Annotated in this window: 16 protein-coding genes; 10 read left to right on the forward strand and 6 right to left on the reverse strand. The window is 43.0% G+C overall.

Features of this window, described 5'->3' with window-relative positions:
- Positions 1–5: 5 nt before the first annotated feature.
- From ABD772_RS17615 to mazG, 3 genes are all read left to right on the forward strand, one after another.
- Positions 6–92, forward strand: a complete 87-nt coding sequence (locus tag ABD772_RS17615; protein WP_425562807.1) for an IS3 family transposase — start codon at positions 6–8, stop codon at positions 90–92.
- A 107-nt stretch (positions 93–199) separates the two neighbouring features.
- Positions 200–874, forward strand: a complete 675-nt coding sequence (gene mnmC2 / locus ABD772_RS15860; protein WP_345106643.1) for a tRNA (5-methylaminomethyl-2-thiouridine)(34)-methyltransferase MnmC2 — start codon at positions 200–202, stop codon at positions 872–874.
- A gap of 310 nt (positions 875–1,184) precedes the next feature.
- Positions 1,185–1,988, forward strand: a complete 804-nt coding sequence (mazG, locus tag ABD772_RS15865) for a nucleoside triphosphate pyrophosphohydrolase (RefSeq protein ID WP_345106646.1) — start codon at positions 1,185–1,187, stop codon at positions 1,986–1,988.
- 149 nt (positions 1,989–2,137) lie between these two features.
- Here the strand turns inward: mazG and ABD772_RS15870 are convergent, their stop codons facing one another.
- Positions 2,138–3,358: an ABC transporter permease gene (locus ABD772_RS15870; protein ID WP_345106648.1), complete on the reverse strand. Its 1,221-nt coding sequence runs from the start codon at positions 3,356–3,358 to the stop codon at positions 2,138–2,140.
- A gap of 81 nt (positions 3,359–3,439) precedes the next feature.
- On the opposite strand from ABD772_RS15870, the gene ABD772_RS15875 reads away from it, so the two are divergent.
- From ABD772_RS15875 to ABD772_RS15885, 3 genes are all read left to right on the forward strand, one after another.
- Entirely contained in the window at positions 3,440–4,663 is a 1,224-nt protein-coding gene (locus tag ABD772_RS15875; RefSeq protein WP_345106650.1) for an exo-beta-N-acetylmuramidase NamZ family protein, read from the forward strand.
- A gap of 88 nt (positions 4,664–4,751) precedes the next feature.
- Entirely contained in the window at positions 4,752–5,678 is a 927-nt protein-coding gene (gene fmt / locus ABD772_RS15880) for a methionyl-tRNA formyltransferase (protein ID WP_486348206.1), read from the forward strand.
- 127 nt (positions 5,679–5,805) lie between these two features.
- A complete protein-coding gene (locus tag ABD772_RS15885) occupies positions 5,806–6,630 on the forward strand; it encodes a glycoside hydrolase family 16 protein (protein ID WP_345106652.1) in 825 nt (274 codons plus the stop codon).
- A gap of 3 nt (positions 6,631–6,633) precedes the next feature.
- On the opposite strand, the gene ABD772_RS15890 is transcribed toward ABD772_RS15885, so the two are convergent.
- Positions 6,634–7,470, reverse strand: a complete 837-nt coding sequence (locus ABD772_RS15890) for an aminotransferase class IV (RefSeq protein WP_345106654.1) — start codon at positions 7,468–7,470, stop codon at positions 6,634–6,636.
- 6 nt (positions 7,471–7,476) lie between these two features.
- The gene (locus ABD772_RS15895) at positions 7,477–8,532 is read right to left on the reverse strand and encodes an RluA family pseudouridine synthase (protein ID WP_345106657.1); all 1,056 of its coding nucleotides are present in this window, start codon (positions 8,530–8,532) and stop codon (positions 7,477–7,479) included.
- A gap of 131 nt (positions 8,533–8,663) precedes the next feature.
- Between ABD772_RS15895 and ABD772_RS15900 the strand changes: the two genes are divergently transcribed.
- From ABD772_RS15900 to ABD772_RS15915, 4 genes are all read left to right on the forward strand, one after another.
- The gene (locus tag ABD772_RS15900; protein WP_345106660.1) at positions 8,664–9,728 is read left to right on the forward strand and encodes a DUF6588 family protein; all 1,065 of its coding nucleotides are present in this window, start codon (positions 8,664–8,666) and stop codon (positions 9,726–9,728) included.
- A 2-nt stretch (positions 9,729–9,730) separates the two neighbouring features.
- Positions 9,731–10,618: a 1-aminocyclopropane-1-carboxylate deaminase/D-cysteine desulfhydrase gene (locus ABD772_RS15905; RefSeq protein WP_345106662.1), complete on the forward strand. Its 888-nt coding sequence runs from the start codon at positions 9,731–9,733 to the stop codon at positions 10,616–10,618.
- A 98-nt stretch (positions 10,619–10,716) separates the two neighbouring features.
- Positions 10,717–12,048, forward strand: coding sequence for an L-lysine 6-transaminase (gene lat, locus ABD772_RS15910; protein WP_345106665.1), 1,332 nt, complete (start codon positions 10,717–10,719; stop codon positions 12,046–12,048).
- A gap of 187 nt (positions 12,049–12,235) precedes the next feature.
- Positions 12,236–12,682: a hypothetical protein gene (locus ABD772_RS15915; RefSeq protein ID WP_345106668.1), complete on the forward strand. Its 447-nt coding sequence runs from the start codon at positions 12,236–12,238 to the stop codon at positions 12,680–12,682.
- Between the two features lie 144 nt (positions 12,683–12,826).
- Here ABD772_RS15915 and bshB1 read toward each other — a convergent pair whose 3' ends face one another.
- The 3 genes from bshB1 to ABD772_RS15930 are packed head-to-tail and all read right to left on the reverse strand — an operon-like array spanning position 12,827 to position 14,651.
- The gene (bshB1, locus tag ABD772_RS15920; RefSeq protein WP_345106671.1) at positions 12,827–13,549 is read right to left on the reverse strand and encodes a bacillithiol biosynthesis deacetylase BshB1; all 723 of its coding nucleotides are present in this window, start codon (positions 13,547–13,549) and stop codon (positions 12,827–12,829) included.
- 17 nt (positions 13,550–13,566) lie between these two features.
- Positions 13,567–14,067, reverse strand: a complete 501-nt coding sequence (locus ABD772_RS15925; protein ID WP_345106674.1) for a glutathione peroxidase — start codon at positions 14,065–14,067, stop codon at positions 13,567–13,569.
- Positions 14,067–14,651: a DUF4294 domain-containing protein gene (locus ABD772_RS15930; RefSeq protein WP_345106677.1), complete on the reverse strand. Its 585-nt coding sequence runs from the start codon at positions 14,649–14,651 to the stop codon at positions 14,067–14,069. The genes ABD772_RS15925 and ABD772_RS15930 overlap by 1 nt, the downstream gene beginning before the upstream one ends.
- Positions 14,652–14,666 lie beyond the last annotated feature (15 nt).

Consider the following 14,666-nt stretch of genomic DNA (forward strand, 5'->3'; position numbering starts at 1 on the left):
AATACATTCATTACTACAACAATAAGAGAATAAAAAACAGGTTAAATGGAAAGAGCCCGGTGGAATACCGAGCTCTCGTACAAAAAACTTAATTTTGTAATCTGTCCAACTTTTTGGGGTCACACCATTTCGGTTCAGCCCCTTTTGTTTAACAGCAGGGATTAAACTTATCTTTGCCTTATATTTTAAACATTCTTACATGAACAACAACCTGCAAATAGTTACCACTGCCGATGGCTCTAAAACCATTTTTAACCCGGCGGTGGGCGAGAACTATCATTCAAAACATGGCGCTTTGCAGGAAAGCCGGCATGTTTTTCTGAATGCAGGTTTGCGTTATTTTTTGGATGAAAGTGGCGCGCAATCGGTTTCTGTTTTGGAAATAGGCTTTGGTACCGGTTTAAATTTTCTGTTGACTGCTGATTACTGTGCCGAACAAAAAATTAAGTTAGATTATGTAGGTATAGAGGCACATCCGCTAACGGATGACCTGATCAGCAATACAGGTTATGAGCAATATACTTCGGTGGCCGCCTGGCAGCAGATGTTGCGCAATTATCAAATGGCATTAACTCAACCCGTAGATCTGAATGATTGCTGCCGATTGCATATAGCGCACAATACACTGCTTGATTTCCAATTGCCTCAAAAATTTGATGTGATCTATTTCGATGCCTTTGCAGCCGTCCATCAGCCGGAAATGTGGGGCGAAGACGCTATAAGCCATACTGTAAAATTTCTTAACCCTGGTGGTGTATTTGTCACATATGCCATTACCGGTAATTTAAAGCGGATGCTCAAAGGCTTAGGCTTGACTATTCAAAAGATACCCGGTGCGCCGGGCAAGCGCGAAATGCTTAGAGCGATTTTATAGCAATAAATAGCCAACCCGTCATTGCTGTAAAGGTTTAATAATTCGATGACAGGAAAGCGGTTTACTTTATTGTTTAGTGAGACCATATCGATAGATTTTTGCCTCCATTACAAGCATACCACAAGTGGGGCGCTTGTGTAGGAATTTTGTCATTCTGAAAGAACTATTCTCTTGAACGAAGTTAAAAATCTGCAAACTATACTACCAATGCGTCTAAGCCCGCCCGGCAGATGCTTCGTTCCTCCCAATGACGTGTTGAATATATTTATGTCATCAAAAATCTGCACATTTGCATATCTGCATCAAGAACATGGCTATCATTCCACCTCCGCACGCATCAACGCCTGCAACTGCTTTTGAACGTTTATTGACCATCATGGACGATCTGCGCCTCAACTGCCCCTGGGACAAAAAACAAACCCTGGAAAGTTTAAGGCACCTCACTATAGAGGAAGTTTATGAACTGTCTGACTCGATACTGTCGGCAGATATGCCCGAGATAAAAAAAGAGTTGGGCGATATTATGCTGCACCTGGTGTTTTACGCGCGCATTGCTTCTGAAACGAATGATTTTAATATCGCCGATGTGCTTAACGGAATCTGCGAAAAACTAATTAACCGCCACCCCCATATTTATAGCGATGTTGAGGTTAATGACGAAAATGATGTAAAGCGTAACTGGGAGCAGATCAAACTAAAAGAGGGCAACAAATCTGTTTTGGGCGGCGTACCGGCCTCGTTGCCTGCGCTGGTAAAAGCATCGCGCATCCAGGAGAAAGCCCGGGGTGTAGGGTTTGATTGGGAAGAAAAGAGCCAGGTGTGGGCCAAAGTTGAAGAAGAAATGCAGGAGTTCAGAAATGAATTTAATGCCGAAGACGAAAGCACTATTGATCATGAACGCGCCGAAGGCGAGTTTGGTGATCTGCTGTTCTCATTGATCAATTATGCCCGCTTCATCAATATCAACCCAGAGGATGCATTGGAAAAAACTAACCGCAAGTTTATCAAGCGCTTTCAATACCTGGAAAGTAAGGCAGCCGAAAACGGTAAAAAGCTGCATGATATGAGCCTTAACGAAATGGACATTTTTTGGAACGAGGCTAAGAAGATATAATAAAGAGCCCCATTCGTTTCATCTCGACCATAAGGAGAGATCTATCACCTGCCGGGTTTCCGCATGCATAGATACGCCTCGTTCCTCGTCGGGATAACAAATTATTTTTATTTCAGATCAAAAACATGCTTACCAGCACATAGCCAAAGTTATTTGTATTGGATAGCTTTTACCGGCGATATTTTGGCAACCAGCATTGAAGGAATAGTAAGCACCAACAGGCAGATGATCATGGTGCCAATGTTAAGTCCTACGATATCAAACCAATTTAGTTTTATGGGCACAAAAGGCATATAGTATGATGAGGCGTCGAGCTTAAAGATATGGGTTTTGGATTGAAGCAGGCTTAATCCCAGGCCCAATATATTACCCAAAATTAACCCGATGCCAATAATATAAGCCGCGTTATAAAGAAAGATTCGCTGTATATTCCAATTGGTAGCGCCCATAGCCTTAAAAATGCCAATCATCGAAGTGCGCTCCAATATCATAATGAGCAATGCCGATATCATATTAATAACTGCTACGGCCAGCATCAGTACCAACATTACGCGCGCGTTTACATCAAGCAATGGCAGCCACTCAAATATCATCGGGAAGTTTTCAAAAACGGTAGTATATTTCAATCGCGGCGGCAGGTTATTGTCTACAAAATGGCTAACTTCGTCAACCTTATTAAAGTCGGCTATACGGATTTCGTAGCCCCCAATTTGGTTCGGTGCCCAGTCATTAAGACGTTTGATCAGGGCCAGGTCGCCTATGACGTAGATCTTATCAATATCCTCGATACTGGTTTCAAAAATACCTACAATTTTAAACGGACGGCGTCTTAACGGTTGCTGCACAAAGTACATTAAAATATTATCGCCCAGTTTAAGCTTTAAACGGTTAGCCAGGGTTTGCGATACCATCAACTCGCGTTTGCTCTCTGTTGTGTCGGCAAAATTCACTACCCTGCCGGCTACCATATTGTTCTTTAAAAACCTCCAGTTATAGGTTTTGTCGACGCCTTTTAACAGCACACCCTCAATCTCGTTATTGGCTTTGATAATGCCCGGTTTGGTGGCAAAAGGCACTGCATACTCAACGGCTGCCGATTTTTTTACGCTGGTTTCAAATGTATCAGCTCTAATAAAAGGGGAGTTTTCATAAGAAGCGTTAAGATCATACTTAATAACGGTAATATCACCATCAAAACCACGCACCTTTTCCAATATCTCAGCTTTAAAACCGCGGATAATAGCCAACGACAGGATCATAACACCCAGCCCCAGCGTAATACCTGCAATAGCTATACGTACAATCAGCTTTGAGAAGGTGCGTTTAGATCTAAAAGATATCCGTCCGGCTATAAAAGATGAAAAATTCAATGCGGTATGTTTTTTGTAACTTAGCAAATATGCAGTTTTAACGCTTAAAATGGTATATTAATTTAAGGCAGGTCAAATAATATGACGCGAATAAAGACTTTATTTCTGTTTACCCTGATAGCCGGATATTTTGCTGCCTGCAGCAACTGCAGCCAGGCCACCCCTTCAAAACCAACCCGGCATAAAGGCCCTTCTATTTTACTCACTGGTGCCGACCAGACCAAGCTATACCTCAGTTATTTAAAAGGTAAAAATATCGGCATGGTGGTAAATCCAACATCTATCATCGGCAAAAATAAAACACCTCTGGTTGACAGTTTGTTAAAGCTGGGTATCAATATCAAAAAAGCCTATGGGCCTGAACATGGTTTCAGAGGCGACGCCAGTAACGGCGCCAAAGTTGACGACGCTATCGACGCGAAAACCGGCCTGCCCGTTATATCGCTCTACGGTAAACATTACAAACCTACAACCGCCGACCTGAGCGGTATTGACCTGATGATATTTGACATTCAGGATGTAGGTGCACGCTTTTATACTTACATATCTACGCTGCATTATGTCATGGAGGCCTGTGCCGAAAACAACATTGAGCTGATGATCCTCGACCGGCCTAATCCCAACGGAACAATCATTGACGGACCGATACTGGATACCGCTTATCGCTCATTTGTGGGTATGCACCCTATTCCTATTTCGCACGGTATGACTATTGCCGAATATGCGCAAATGATCAACGGCGAGCACTGGTTGAAAAATGGGATACAGTGTAAATTGAAGATCATTAAAATGGCTAACTATAAGCATTCGGCCAACTATGTGTTACCGATAAACCCCTCGCCTAACCTGAACACAGTGCAGTCTATTTTACTATATCCAAGCGTCTGTTTATTTGAAGGAACGACCCTGAGCCTGGGCCGCGGCACCATGCTGCCTTTTGTGCAGGTTGGGCATCCTTTACTGAAAGGCAAATATAGCTTTTCTTTTAAACCGGTAAGTATACCGGGCATGAGCGAAGATCCGCCGCAAAAAAATCAGACCTGTTATGGCATCAACCTCAGAAATTATAACACAACTGCCATTAAAAATAGCGGCCGCATTAATCTGTCATGGCTTATAGAACTATACAAAGCTTTCCCGGATAAGACCCACTTTTTTAATGCATACTTTACAAAATTGGCTGGTACAGACCAGCTTCAAAAACAAATTGTGGCGGGTAAAACTGAGGCACAGATCAGGCAAAGCTGGGAACGGGGACTATCCAAATTCAAAGCGACGCGCCGCAAATATTTGCTATATCAATAATTGTCCTTAGCAGGGCATTATCAATTAAGTAATTTTTTTCTGATTGATTTAAAACCAACGCCACCTGTCAGATAAAATACCGATATTCATGAGCATGAAACTTGTATTTATGGGTACGCCACAATTTGCCGTGGCATCGTTGGATGAATTGATGAAAGCCGGCGCAGAAATAGTCGGCGTAGTTACTGCGCCTGATAAACCTGCCGGTCGTGGCCAAAAGATCAGCGAATCTGCGGTAAAACAATATGCCGTAGCCAATGGCCTGCATGTATTACAGCCCACCAATTTAAAAGACCCTGAGTTTCTGGCCGAACTACGCTCATTGCAAGCTGACCTTCAGGTGGTAGTAGCTTTCAGAATGCTGCCCGAAGAAGTTTGGAATATGCCTGACAAGGGCACTATAAATCTACATGCTTCATTACTACCCCACTACCGCGGTGCTGCACCAATAAACTGGGTGCTCATTAATGGCGAGAAAGAAACCGGGGCGACAACCTTCTTTTTAAAGCATGAAATAGATACAGGCAACGTACTGTTTACCGAAAAAGTAACACTAACTGGTCATGAAACCGCAGGCGAGCTTCACGACCGCCTGATGGCCAAAGGCGCAGGCCTGCTGGTAAAAACGGTTAAAGCGGTTGAGAGCGGCAGATATAATGAGCATCCACAGGCCTTATTACACACCGAAGACACAGAGCTTAAAATTGCACCTAAGATTTACAAGGACGATTGCAAAATTGACTGGAACCAATCCACCATTAAGATTTATAACCTTATACGCGGATTAAGCCCGGTGCCTACTGCGTTTACAGACCTTAATGGCAAAACTTTCAAAATATACCGCGCCGAATACCAGGAAACTGAACCAGGCCTGCAACCCGGTGCGTTTTTAACAGACAATAAAACCCACCTTAAATTTGCTACACAGGATGGCTTTATCAGCGTAACCGATGTACAATTAGAAGGTAAAAAGCGTATGGATATTGCGGAGTTTTTGCGTGGTGTGAGGTTGTAGAAGAAATAACATTGAAGTTGCTGTTGTTGTTATTTGGACCAACGGGAGAAACCTATGCACACGCCATTTTGACGATGTATAGATCTCTCGCTACGTTTGAGATGGCATTCCCTTTAAAATCAGATGTATGAAGATCATCAGTTTTGTACTTGCATTGCTTTGTTTGCCAATATTATCATCGGCCCAAAAAATCAAACGCAAACTTGTTTTTGCCGATGAGTTCAACTACACCGGCTTGCCCGATTCGACCAAATGGGGTTACGAGAAAGGCTTTGTGCGCGATGGCGAACCGCAATATTATACCGAGAAAAGATTAAAGAATTGCCATGTAGACAACGGCCTGCTGGTAATTGAGGGCATCAGGGAGCAATATCCCAATCCTGACTATAAGGCCGGCTCTGACCGGCGCGAGCAAAAGCAGGAGTTTGCGCCATACACATCGGCCTCTATCAATACTCATGGTAAATATTCATGGCAATACGGGCGTATCGAGGTGAGGGCGAAAGTACCCGGCGGCAAGGGGACCTGGCCCGCGTTTTGGATGTTAGGAGATACACATTATAATATTGGCTGGCCACGGTGCGGCGAGATAGACATTATGGAATACCTGGGCCGCGACTCGACGCAGGTACATGCTACTGTTCATTATGCCGATTCATTAGGGAAACATCAGCAACAGGGCATTGCCAAAATGGTAGGTAATCCGGCGGATGGTTTCCATATTTATGCTGTCGACTGGGACGATAAAGGAATGGTATTTTATTATGACGATCTGAAATATTTCACTTTTAGTTATGCCGGCATGAAAAAAGCAGACATTAATGTATTCAAAAAGAAATTCTATTTGCTTATTAACCTGGCTTTAGGCAGCGCCCGGGATTGGGGCGGCCCGCAGGATGACACTATTTTACCGGCTAAGTATTATATTGATTACGTAAGGGTGTACCAGTAAATATTAAGCTTTATTAAGCTCGTCCATTAAAAACTTGCTAATCTTGCTAAAGTAACGCCGTATGCCGTAACCCATTACGCACTGGATGCCTTTGCTGGCGTTGGTTAGGAAAACCTCATCGGCTTCATATAAAATTTCAGGGTTTATCTGCGCCTCAGTTACCGGGATATTATTTTTTTTGGCGATGTTGATGATTACCTGACGCATAACGCCTTCCACACAGCCCTCACTTAGGGCCGGAGTATACAGGTGATTTTCGTACCATACAAAAACATTCGCACTGCCGGCCTCGCATAAAAATCCGTTCTGGTTAAGCAGGAAAATCTCGTCCAGGTTATTTTGGGTTTTATATAAACCCGCCATTACATAAATAAGCGAGTTACAGGTTTTTATATTTGACAAGTAATTCGATGGTTTAGGCAGATCGGTAAATATATCTACGATCAAACCCTTCTCATTCAAAAAATAACGCGGCTCATCGGCAGGGCTAAATTCGAGGCAGTAACCCACCCGGTTTTGTGAGGGTGCATAAAAACCCACCGAATCGCGATAGACCGTTAAGCGCAACCGGCCATGTTTAGCTTTATTCCGGGTGGCCAATTGCTCGGCTTTCTCCTTCAAAAAGTAGGCATCCATCTGCGAATAGCCGTCCATTTTCAGCGCTTTCATTCCCCGTTGCAGGCGGTCGGCGTGCATGTCAGCAAATTTGAGCTGCCCCTTAAGCATGCGCATACTCTCAAACAAACCGTCGCCATATTTAAATGACCGGTTGCCCACCGGCAGTAATTTGCTATCCGAGGGTACAATCTCTCCGTTAAAATTGATGTACAGAAGTGCCATGGTCAATTAATCGCTAATTTCACCATTTTGTGTGGCATTAGCACCAATATATTTTCGCCATTTTTGCAATACAGTTTCAAAATCCTCTGGGAGAGGTGTTTCAAAAAACAGGTGCTTTTTTGTAGACGGGTGTACGAAACCCAGCGTTTGTGCATGCAGCGCCTGGCGCGGCATTAACTCAAAACAATTTTCGACAAACTGTTTGTATTTGCTGTAAACGGCGCCCTTCAAAATTTTATCGCCGCCATAAGTGGCATCACTAAACAATGGGTGGCCAATATGTTTCATATGCGCCCGGATCTGGTGTGTGCGGCCGGTTTCCAGCTGACATTCTATTAAAGTAACGTAAGTCAGTCGCTCTAAAACTTTGTAATGGGTTACAGACCACTTGCCCTTTTCCTCATTGTCATAAATAGACATAACCCGGCGGTCGTTCACACTGCGGCCTATATAGCCGGTTACTGTTCCGTCTTGCTCGATATCGCCCCAGACGAGGGCAATATATTTCCGGGTGATGGAATGATCAAAAAACTGGCGGGCCAGGTAGGTCATAGATCGCTCATTCTTGCTGATGAGTAATAAGCCCGAGGTATCCTTATCAATACGATGCACCAAACCGGGGCGGCCGTCGTTACCCGGCAGTGTAGGCAATTGCTGAAAATGATAAACCAGGGCATTAACCAGCGTACCGGTATAGTTGTTATATCCCGGATGTACTACCATGCCGGCTGCCTTATTTACAATGAGCACATCATCATCCTCATAAACAATATTTATAGGCAGGTTTTCGGGGTAAACTTCAGTATCGCGCGGCGGATGAGGGAGTACTACGGATATGACATCCTGAGGTTTGACCTTATAGCTGGCTTTGATAACCTTTTCGTTAACTAATACGTTACCAGCATCAATAGCATTTTGTATACGGTTGCGCGATGCATTCTCGACACGATACATCAAAAACTTATCAATACGTAAAAGCGATTGCCCCTTATCAACTACCACACGCAGGTGTTCATACAGGTCCTGTTCGTCCTGCTCAAAGGCATCGGCTTCTTTTATCATATCGGAGGCAAAAATAAAGGTTTTTCTATCAATTAATTATTCTTAAAAAATATAGGGTTAAAGGCCTGACATTGATTATTAATAAATATATATTACCTTTATAATTGTAAAACCTAACGTATTTAAACAATATGAAAAAACTCTACTCATTAATTATTCTTGCACTTTTAACGACGACTGCCTTCAATGCAAAAGCGCAGTCTGACAACGGTATCTCTGACCTGTTTAAAGGCGGCCCGTCCGACGTAAACAAACTGATAAATGCTTATGCTACCCCTTTATTTAAAGGATTTGGCAATAGCTTAAATGGCGGCTGGACAAACACTGCAAAGACTCAAAAATTTTTACGCTTTGCTATCAGAATAAGTGCCAGTGCCAGCATGATCCCGACTAAAGACAAATCTTTTGATATCAATTCTTTAGGTTTGGCCAACATTAAGCCAACTAACCCAGGTCAGTCAATTGCTCCAACTTTTGGCGGCGATAAAAACCTGAGTACCGGCATCACTTTCACTGATCCAAATAACTCTTCAGCTACTTATTCAACCACTTTGCCAAAAGGTGTTACGCAATATGTTCCTGCTCCGCAACTGCAATTAACCGTAGGCCTGGTTAAACATACTGACGTTACCGTACGCTTTATTCCTACTACTAAAATTACTGACGATGTAGGTAAAGTAGGTATGTTTGGTTTTGGTTTAAAACACGACATAATCCAGGATTTTATTAAAAAGGGACCTGAAAAACCTTTCGATCTTGCTATTGCTTTTGGTTATACACACTTAAATTATACCAAAACATTAGATGTGAAACCAGACAATGCTTCTGCCGGTCCTGCTGATTACAGCAATCAAAGGCTGGAAGGCAATTTCAACGGCTTCAATGCATCGGTGATCTTATCTAAAAGATTATTATTCTTCACACCATTTGTGTCTGTTGGTTATCAAAAAAGCAGCACTGATGTAGCTTTAAAAGGCAACTTCCCATTTGTAACCGGTGCTACAAATACCGGCGATCCAATTTATACTAATCATGCAGATCCTATTTCAATTAGCGGTTCAAGCGCCGGTTTAAGTGGCACCCGTGCGGATGTTGGGTTCCAGCTAAGCTTAACTGTTCTTAAAATCTACGCTTCGTATGGCGTAAGCAGCACCGGCTACAACTCAGCAAATGCCGGTATTGGCTTAGGCTTCTGATAGTGAATATCGAGTTAGAGATATTTAGTCCCGTTCATCAACTCAACAATAAGTTATTTGATGAACGGGACTTATTAGTTTATACCAAACGCGACGACCTGATCCAGCCTATTATATCAGGTAATAAATGGCGCAAACTCAAATATCTACTTCGCGAGGCACAACGTCAGCATAAAAATCACCTGGTAACTTTTGGCGGCGCTTTTTCTAACCACTTATTAGCTACTGCCGGTGCAGCTGCACGGTTTGGTTTTAAAGCCACCGGTTTTGTGCGGGGTGATGAGGTAAATAATGACACCCTGTTTATGTGCCGCCTGCACGGCATGAACCTGATCTTTGTTGACCGGGAAAGCTACCGCGATAAGCAACATCTGTTCAACCGATATTTTGGCAGTGATGAGCAGGCTTTTTTTATCGACGAGGGCGGCACTTCGCCAGAGGCTGTAAAAGGCTGCGGTGAACTGATTAATGAACTTACCGAAACCTATGATCATATTTTTTGCGCCGCCGGCACCGGTGCGACAGCTGCGGGAATTATAAGCGGCATTGCTCTACATAAACTTAATACGAAGTGCCATGTTATACCGGTTTTAAAAAATGGCGATTTTATTGGCGACGAGATTATCAGGCTGGTACCCGATGCAACCAACTACCAGTTACATACCGACTATCATTTTGGCGGTTACGGCAAAACAACAGATCAACTGATAAGCTTTATTAAACAATTCGTGGCCGACACCGGGATAATAATCGAACCGGTTTATACCGGGAAACTGTTCTATACACTGTATGATCTGGCAGCTAAAAGCTATTTCAACCCGGGTGATAAAATATTAGCTATCCATACCGGCGGTCTTTTTGGCTTGCTGGGGATGAAGGACAAGTTTTGAGCCCCCTCTAAATCTCCCCTGCAGGGGGAGGGTTAGAAGGGGCTGATATATTCGCACATCTGCACATCATTCCGTAAATTTGTTAAAAGCGAATTTATATGTATAAGCTATCTGTTGCTCCCGAAAATGTTATCGAATCTCTGAACAAACATGTGCTGGCCGATGGCTTCGATCTGACGTTTGATATGGAGAAAAGCCAGGGCGTACATATTTACGACTCCAGGAACAAACGCACCCTGCTTGACTTTTTTACCTGCTTTGCCTCTGTGCCACTGGGTTATAATCATCCTAAGATGCTTAATGACGAGGCCTTTAAAAAAAGCCTGATGCTGGCGGCATTAACCAATCCATCAAACTCAGACATCTATACCGAACAATATGCACAGTTTGTGGAAACTTTTGAGCGCACAGGCATTCCTGATTACCTACCGCATGCATTCTTTATTTCGGGCGGCACATTGGCTATTGAGAATGCGCTTAAAACTGCGATGGACTGGAAAGTGCAAAAGAATTTCGCGAAAGGCTATACTACTGAAAAAGGTACTAAAGTGCTGCATTTTGAAAATGCTTTTCATGGCCGCTCTGGTTATACTTTAAGTTTGACCAACACATTGCCGGTAAAAACCAAATGGTACGCTAAGTTTGATTGGCCGAGAGTGTCATTCCCTGCCATTCAATTCCCGCAGACTGAAGAAAACCTGGCCGAGCTGATAGCACGCGAGAAAAATTCAATAGCCCAGATCAAGCAGGCTTTCATTGATCATAAAGACGATATCTGCGCCATCATTGTAGAACCTGTACAGGCCGAAGGCGGCGACCACCACGCCCGCAAAGAATTTATGGAGCAACTGCGTATTCTTGCCGACGAAAACGAAGTGCTGCTGATTTATGACGAGGTACAAACTGGCGTAGGCCTATCGGGCAAGTTTTGGTGCCATGAGCATTTTGGCGAAAAAGCCCGTCCGGATATCATTGCCTTTGGTAAGAAAATGCAAGTATGTGGTATATTGTCCAGCCGTCGGGTTGACGAAATTGAACATAACGTGTTTAACACATCATCCCGCATTAACTCAACCTGGGGCGGTAACCTGGTGGATATGGTGCGGGCGTCAAAAATACTGGAGATCATTGAAGAAGATGGCCTGTGTACAAAAGCGGCAGAAACAGGAGCATATCTGCAGCGGCAACTAACCCAAATTGCCAATGACATCCCGGTAATTAGCGGCGTACGTGGCAAAGGCTTGCTTACCGCATTTGACTTTGCAGACAAAGAAACCCGCGACAAGTTTATCCGGATGGGTATGGAAAAGAATGCAATGTTTCTGGGATGCGGCAAGAGTACTATCCGTTTCAGGCCGGCGCTTATTGTGGAAAAAAATAATATTGACGAAGGATTAAATATCCTCTCAGATATTATTAAAAAATTATAATGTAATATTTTTGCTACAACTTACGGTTTTTTTAAAGTATTGCGGTAATTAATTTAATGAAATTATACTATAATCGTATGTTTGCATAACATCTAACCATTATTTCTGTTAATAGAATAATATCTCCCCTATATATTGCTCTATACCTTTTGTCAGAAATAATATATTCACTGTAGCCTATAATATCATGAGCAAACCCATTGAAAAACTAAAAAAGCAATTGATAGAAATATCAGAAGTTGTAAATGCGTTCCAGTCAGAAGCCGTGCAGGTAAAAGTAGTCGACAAGCTTCTGGATGCAATGATTGAGTTTGAAAGAGGAGATGCAGAGGGTCTGGAATTTTTACAAAGAAAAGCGAACCGGTCAAAAAACAACACCGAAATCGGCGCGTATAGCGGCGCTATGGGCCGCAAAAAGCCGGGGGCTACCAAGATATTAAACCAACTACTGAATACCGATTTCTTTAAAATACCTCATTCTATTTCTGCCATTGCCGATTACTGCAAAGATCAGTACAACTCAGACTTCAAAACGTCTGAGTTATCAGGTATACTGCTAAAATTAGCTAAAGAGAATAAACTTAAACGCCAGCGTAATATCGAGAATAACAGGTTTGAGTACGTGGCAGTTTAGTTATAAGCGCCCTGACCATCTATCTCATTTCGGGCATAACGAGAAACTACACCAGTTAGCATTGGCGCTTAGCGTGTGTATAGATTTTTCGTTTAAGAAAATAGTTTCGCGTTGGTCTAAATGGCAAGAGGTTATTACTGCCGCCTACCGCAGAGCAAACAAATTATCTACACCCAAAATTTTGCGAGAGGTAAAGCCCTCTGCGAATTTAACGTTTATGGCCTTACCAAATTCGCGTGCACGGCTTTCTACTACAGCTATAAATTCGGGCGATGAGATATAAGTTTGTGGTTCCTTTTCCCATTCAGGATTATGAAACTGCGACCCGTAAGCAAAGATGCTTTCCAGCTTTTTATCCCAGTATTCGGTTACATCAACAACAATATCCGGCCGGATATACATATCCTGTATAAAATGCATTAACAGGTTGGCGCGCCAGGGCTCTTGATGTGCGCCATCCTGGTAAGTTTCAATTTTACGCAGGCCCGATAAGAAAGCAGCATCAGTCACCAGGCTGCAGGCACGACCATGATCGGGATGACGATCATGGTAAGCATTGGTAATAATAATTTCGGGCTGATATTTACGAATGGACTCAATAACCTTTAACTGATATTGCTTCGTATTTTCAAAAAAGCCGTCGGGTATAGCCAAATTTTCGCGTAGGGTAAGACCTAATATTTTTGCGGCAGCGGCCGCTTCTTTATCGCGTATTTCGGCCGATCCACGGGTGCCGAGTTCGCCCCGGGTTAAATCAACAACACCTACCTTTTTACCCAGGGCAAGGTGTTTCATGATGGTACCTGCACAGCCCAATTCGGCGTCGTCTGGGTGTACAGCTAAGACCAGTATATCTAATTTAAGCATTGTTTTAATGTAGATGTTTATTTATCAGCAGCCAAAAGTTTCCTGATCTTTTTTTTGATTTTAGATGATGTCGGATTGGTGAACGGGTAATAAAAATCAGTAACCTCACCCTTTCTGTTAATCAGGAACTTATGGAAGTTCCACCGGGGTATTGAACCTAATCTGCCGTTCTGTTTTTTATCGGCAAAAAATTTATATAACGGGTCAGCATATGGCCCCCGAACCCTTATTTTGTCAAACACCGGGAAGTTTGCCCCATAGCTTTCGCAAAAAGTTGCAATTGCATCACCTACCAGCGGTTCCTGGCCGCCAAAATCATTAGACGGAAAAGCCAGTATCTCAAAATCATAGTCATCAAACTCTGTTTTCAAAGCGGCCAGATCTTTCAGCTGCGGCGTGAAACCGCACTCAGAAGCCGTATTGACTATCATCAATACCTTATTTTTATAATCTGACAAACTGATTTCGTCGCCGGATATTTTTTGAGCCTTAAATGGATAGATGGTCTTATCGCTCATTATTGATATGGAGATCTGTAAGAATCGTAATTAAATTCCTGCAGTATCGTTTCTATGTCGCGTTGCTCGTCGCGATCGTAAGTTTCTTTCAAATTATGGCCAAACAGACCAGCCAGCATCTGCATCGAAAAAGCAGTGATACCACCCTTTAGCTCTTTTACCACGGCATAAGTGGTCACATCCGTTTCGCGGTTGATGAGTTTAATCAGAATTTCTCCCTGACTGATTGTCAGGTTTTTAATATCCCGGTTAAACATATCTTTAATCTCGTGGTTACAAGTCTCAATCAGTTGTTTCTGCTTGTCCTTATCGCCGGTTAAGGCCAGGTCTCGCTGTAGTTTTCGGTACCTGTCGCCGGCAAAATGAGCGTAAGGTATTACTTTGCTTACGTTATAACGCAGCAGATTAAAGGCTTTTCGGTCGGCATCAGTCTTAAAAATCCGGGTCGCGTGGATATTTACATCATTAGTAACTATCCATGGCACCATTTCGCCGTCTAAAAGCGTAACGTAGGTTTGAATGGTATCATTTTTGCCGGTCACTGGTAATGGCGGACGTTCTGATTGGGCTTTAACTTTACCCATCAGACAGCAAAACAC

Origin of the sequence: Mucilaginibacter panaciglaebae (genome assembly GCF_039539265.1) — a bacterium.
Classification (GTDB): Bacteria; Bacteroidota; Bacteroidia; order Sphingobacteriales; family Sphingobacteriaceae; genus Mucilaginibacter; species Mucilaginibacter panaciglaebae.

What these genes read in the sequence shown, in the direction of transcription:
- mnmC2 (WP_345106643.1), top strand. Translation starts at nt 200, where the DNA reads ATGAACAACAACCTGCAAATAGTTACCACTGCCGATGGCTCTAAAACC.
- mazG (WP_345106646.1), top strand. Translation starts at nt 1,185, where the DNA reads ATGGCTATCATTCCACCTCCGCACGCATCAACGCCTGCAACTGCTTTT.
- ABD772_RS15875 (WP_345106650.1), top strand. Translation starts at nt 3,440, where the DNA reads ATGACGCGAATAAAGACTTTATTTCTGTTTACCCTGATAGCCGGATAT.
- fmt (WP_486348206.1), top strand. Translation starts at nt 4,752, where the DNA reads ATGAGCATGAAACTTGTATTTATGGGTACGCCACAATTTGCCGTGGCA.
- ABD772_RS15885 (WP_345106652.1), top strand. Translation starts at nt 5,806, where the DNA reads ATGAAGATCATCAGTTTTGTACTTGCATTGCTTTGTTTGCCAATATTA.
- ABD772_RS15890 (WP_345106654.1), bottom strand. Translation starts at nt 7,470, where the DNA reads ATGGCACTTCTGTACATCAATTTTAACGGAGAGATTGTACCCTCGGAT.
- ABD772_RS15895 (WP_345106657.1), bottom strand. Translation starts at nt 8,532, where the DNA reads ATGATAAAAGAAGCCGATGCCTTTGAGCAGGACGAACAGGACCTGTAT.
- ABD772_RS15900 (WP_345106660.1), top strand. Translation starts at nt 8,664, where the DNA reads ATGAAAAAACTCTACTCATTAATTATTCTTGCACTTTTAACGACGACT.
- lat (WP_345106665.1), top strand. Translation starts at nt 10,717, where the DNA reads ATGTATAAGCTATCTGTTGCTCCCGAAAATGTTATCGAATCTCTGAAC.
- ABD772_RS15915 (WP_345106668.1), top strand. Translation starts at nt 12,236, where the DNA reads ATGAGCAAACCCATTGAAAAACTAAAAAAGCAATTGATAGAAATATCA.
- bshB1 (WP_345106671.1), bottom strand. Translation starts at nt 13,549, where the DNA reads ATGCTTAAATTAGATATACTGGTCTTAGCTGTACACCCAGACGACGCC.
- ABD772_RS15925 (WP_345106674.1), bottom strand. Translation starts at nt 14,067, where the DNA reads ATGAGCGATAAGACCATCTATCCATTTAAGGCTCAAAAAATATCCGGC.
- ABD772_RS15930 (WP_345106677.1), bottom strand. Translation starts at nt 14,651, where the DNA reads ATGGGTAAAGTTAAAGCCCAATCAGAACGTCCGCCATTACCAGTGACC.